Origin of the sequence: Escherichia sp. AM3 (assembly GCF_032029835.1) — a bacterium.
GTDB classification, from domain to species: domain Bacteria; phylum Pseudomonadota; class Gammaproteobacteria; order Enterobacterales; family Enterobacteriaceae; genus Escherichia; species Escherichia coli.
This window is the reverse complement of sequence record NZ_JAVUPQ010000194.1, coordinates 1-2,505: the sequence shown is the minus strand read 5'-3', so window position 1 is coordinate 2,505 and position 2,505 is coordinate 1. Positions and strand designations below refer to the sequence as shown.

6 protein-coding genes and 2 pseudogenes are annotated in these 2,505 nt (G+C 46.6%); 1 reads left to right on the top strand and 7 read right to left on the bottom strand.

What is annotated here, in order from left to right; translation table 11 throughout:
• The 7 genes and pseudogenes from RTW80_RS23920 to RTW80_RS23890 form a co-directional block, all read right to left on the bottom strand.
• Window positions 1-703 (bottom strand): annotated as a pseudogene (locus RTW80_RS23920) (DNA primase); the annotation flags it as partial.
• Window positions 700-999 (bottom strand): DUF4222 domain-containing protein, encoded by a 300-nt coding sequence (locus RTW80_RS23915; RefSeq protein WP_000425298.1) that lies wholly within the window; start codon window positions 997-999, stop codon window positions 700-702. The gene RTW80_RS23915 and the pseudogene RTW80_RS23920, both read right to left, overlap by 4 nt.
• Window positions 1,000-1,016: 17 nt before the next feature.
• Window positions 1,017-1,238, bottom strand: a complete 222-nt coding sequence (locus tag RTW80_RS23910) for a hypothetical protein (RefSeq protein ID WP_016247986.1) — start codon at window positions 1,236-1,238, stop codon at window positions 1,017-1,019.
• Window positions 1,239-1,430: a hypothetical protein gene (locus tag RTW80_RS23905; protein WP_001156310.1), complete on the bottom strand. Its 192-nt coding sequence runs from the start codon at window positions 1,428-1,430 to the stop codon at window positions 1,239-1,241.
• Window positions 1,430-1,615, bottom strand: coding sequence for a hypothetical protein (locus RTW80_RS23900; protein ID WP_312676523.1), 186 nt, complete (start codon window positions 1,613-1,615; stop codon window positions 1,430-1,432). Before RTW80_RS23900 ends, RTW80_RS23905 begins: the two co-directional genes overlap by 1 nt.
• Window positions 1,608-1,811: a host cell division inhibitor Icd-like protein gene (locus RTW80_RS23895; protein ID WP_016247985.1), complete on the bottom strand. Its 204-nt coding sequence runs from the start codon at window positions 1,809-1,811 to the stop codon at window positions 1,608-1,610. Before RTW80_RS23895 ends, RTW80_RS23900 begins: the two co-directional genes overlap by 8 nt.
• Before the next feature lie 63 nt (window positions 1,812-1,874).
• Window positions 1,875-2,141, bottom strand: a pseudogene (locus RTW80_RS23890) (hypothetical protein); the annotation flags it as partial.
• A 28-nt stretch (window positions 2,142-2,169) separates the two neighbouring features.
• Between RTW80_RS23890 and RTW80_RS23885 the strand changes: the two are divergent.
• A partial coding sequence (locus RTW80_RS23885) for an SWIM zinc finger family protein (protein WP_312720512.1) occupies window positions 2,170-2,505 on the top strand: 336 nt, incomplete at its 3' end.

Sequence of the window (2,505 nt, the reverse complement as noted above, 5' to 3'; positions counted from 1 at the left end):
CACCATTAGTGAACGGTAGCAAATCACCGGACGGCTCCCCCATGGGGTCGGCAATAACTTTTAACGCTTCCACGGCGTTATTGATTACACGTTTGCTGAACGTGGCCCTGTGCTCTGAATAGATCGCCACCATTTCGCGGCTCAGCTCCATTGTGCTGACCGGACACCATACCCCGCCGCGCCATACGTGGACGATTTCACTTTCTGCATGAACACACACACCATCAAAGCGATCGGCAAGTAGTTGTGCACGTTCACTGTCTGCCATCTGTGAAAGTTGCGCCTTTTGCTTCGTCGGAAGATTAAGCACCAGACTTTCCCCACGCTCGCATTCCTCTTTGAGTCGCGGCAACTGCTCGGATAAATCCACTGGGCTGGTGTCAGTAATCCCCGCGTATTCGTGTACGGTCTTCACTCCAGCCACAGCCAGTAACGTAACAATCTGCGTCATGCTGTGCTCTGTGATATGTCCTGCGCGGTAAACACGCACACACTGACGATCTTCATCAATGATCCGGTAATCGGTGATATTTTTCAGTTGCTCATCAGCCAGCACGACAGGCGGCACATCGTCGGCGGCAATATGTTTACCCGCCCATTCCCGCCACTCTTTCGCATGGCTCCACGCATCACTACCTGCAAAGATGATTACCTCTGTCAGTCTGTCGCGTGGCTGTTTTTTTAAGTTCGGTGCCAGTTTCATTTTTTGCCCCTGAATGCGTTAATCATGCTTTTCATTTTCTGGATGTTTCCCCGCGCTTTTTCCCTGCTGATGGGCTTACTGCGGGGTGCGGCATATACCAGGGAAAAATCACGCCGGAACTGATAAACAGGCATCACGCAGTCATAGCTATACCCCTCACGGCGGTAAGTGATGCGCCGTTCTGCCACGCCTTTAATCGTTACCGTGCCGCCGTATTTATCGCGGTAAATATCGCCGTTCATAAATTCAGGCCGAGCGGGGCCGCTGGCAATAAAGCCAGAATTTTTCATTTCCATATTATTTATTCCTCGACTTAACTCGACTTATTTGATAGCAGGGCACTATTTATTGCGTCATTGAGTTTTTCTGCTGATTCATCAATAAGTGACAACAGGCCATAAGCAATATTTGCATCTTCATTGTCATTTATGCAATCAAGCCACATATTTAATATTGCTTTTGCTGAATTATTTAAAGTTAATGGACTTTCTGCACATGCTAACAATTTAAAAAAGACTTCCCGTTCTGTATTCATTTAATCCCCCACCAGCTTACTTTCTTCCTCAATCAGGAAACTAGCGACACTTCCCGAAAGGCGCGCCAGTAGGCTCGCCAGCGCGGATATATCAGCATCTGTAATTTTGTTCGGGTATACCTCAAGAAGGCGGCAAATAATTTCTGTCTGGTGCGCACGTTCAGCGGCTTCGTGTAATGTGATTTCCTGCATTAATGCACCTCTTTTAATTCATACACTGCTGAAATAATGACTTGTGATAAGCCATATTCTGATGATTCGCTTCTCACCGCAGCAATAGCCGTCTGAACATTAACAGCCTTCACGTTCTGAGTGATACCAATTGTGTGGCCCAGTGGGTTAACAGCTCGGGCAAATACACTGAAGGTTTTAAGCACGGCACACCTCCTGACGAATACGGGCGGCGAATACCATCACGCAGCCAGTTGGGGATTGCTGGCGGGCTTCCTGTTCGCTGATGGCCTCGATGGTAATCATGCGCGGTTGTGCCGTACTCAAGGCGATAAAACGCCAGATGTATTTATTCAGGTTGTGCGGGTCCCGCCCTTGCGGGTGTGTGGTATGATTTCTCATAGCTACCTCGATACTGTTGCTATCGTTGGTGGTTAGAAGCCCGTTGGTGTTCCCAGCACCTTCGGGCTTTGCTTTTTTAAGTGCCCCCGTGTTAAGGTGGCCACCTAACAATGAAAAGGCTAATTCAATAGGTGGTCACTTGTCAACGATCAAACGCGATAAAAGTCCTAAGGGTGATGGGCAATCTCCACAATTCAGAATGCGAATTTCTCCAGAGCTAAAAGAGCAATTCGACAAAGAAGCGCAGAGCGACGGCATAAGCCTAGCCAACTGGCTTAAAGAATGAGGGCGCAAAGAGCTGCTACGGCGCGGTATTGAACCAAAAGGATAAGAATAATTGAAGTCAAGGAGCTAACACATGAAATACGAATTCTTCGCAACAAGTAGCAGTAGTTTGGATGTATACATAGTCACTGTATCAAACGATTCTGGCTCGCTAATCATGACTTGTAATTGTCCAGCAGGAAGTAAAGGTATTCTATGTAGACACCGTAAAGCTTTAATTACCGGAAAAATCCGTGGTATATTCACTCCCCCAAGAAGGAATAATCCTGAAAAATTACAAGAAGCTATAAATTTAATAGCCACATATGGCATAGATAAAACATTAAAGTTGTACACTGATGAGTTAGAACGAGCAGAACAGACTTGGATAAGTGTTCGCGATAATTTGAGAGCAATGATAAACGCTCTT

Bases quoted from the DNA above. Each gene is read 5' to 3' on its own strand.
- RTW80_RS23910 (WP_016247986.1), bottom strand. From the start codon at position 1,238: ATGAATACAGAACGGGAAGTCTTTTTTAAATTGTTAGCATGTGCAGAA.
- RTW80_RS23915 (WP_000425298.1), bottom strand. From the start codon at position 999: ATGGAAATGAAAAATTCTGGCTTTATTGCCAGCGGCCCCGCTCGGCCT.
- RTW80_RS23905 (WP_001156310.1), bottom strand. From the start codon at position 1,430: ATGCAGGAAATCACATTACACGAAGCCGCTGAACGTGCGCACCAGACA.
- RTW80_RS23895 (WP_016247985.1), bottom strand. From the start codon at position 1,811: ATGAGAAATCATACCACACACCCGCAAGGGCGGGACCCGCACAACCTG.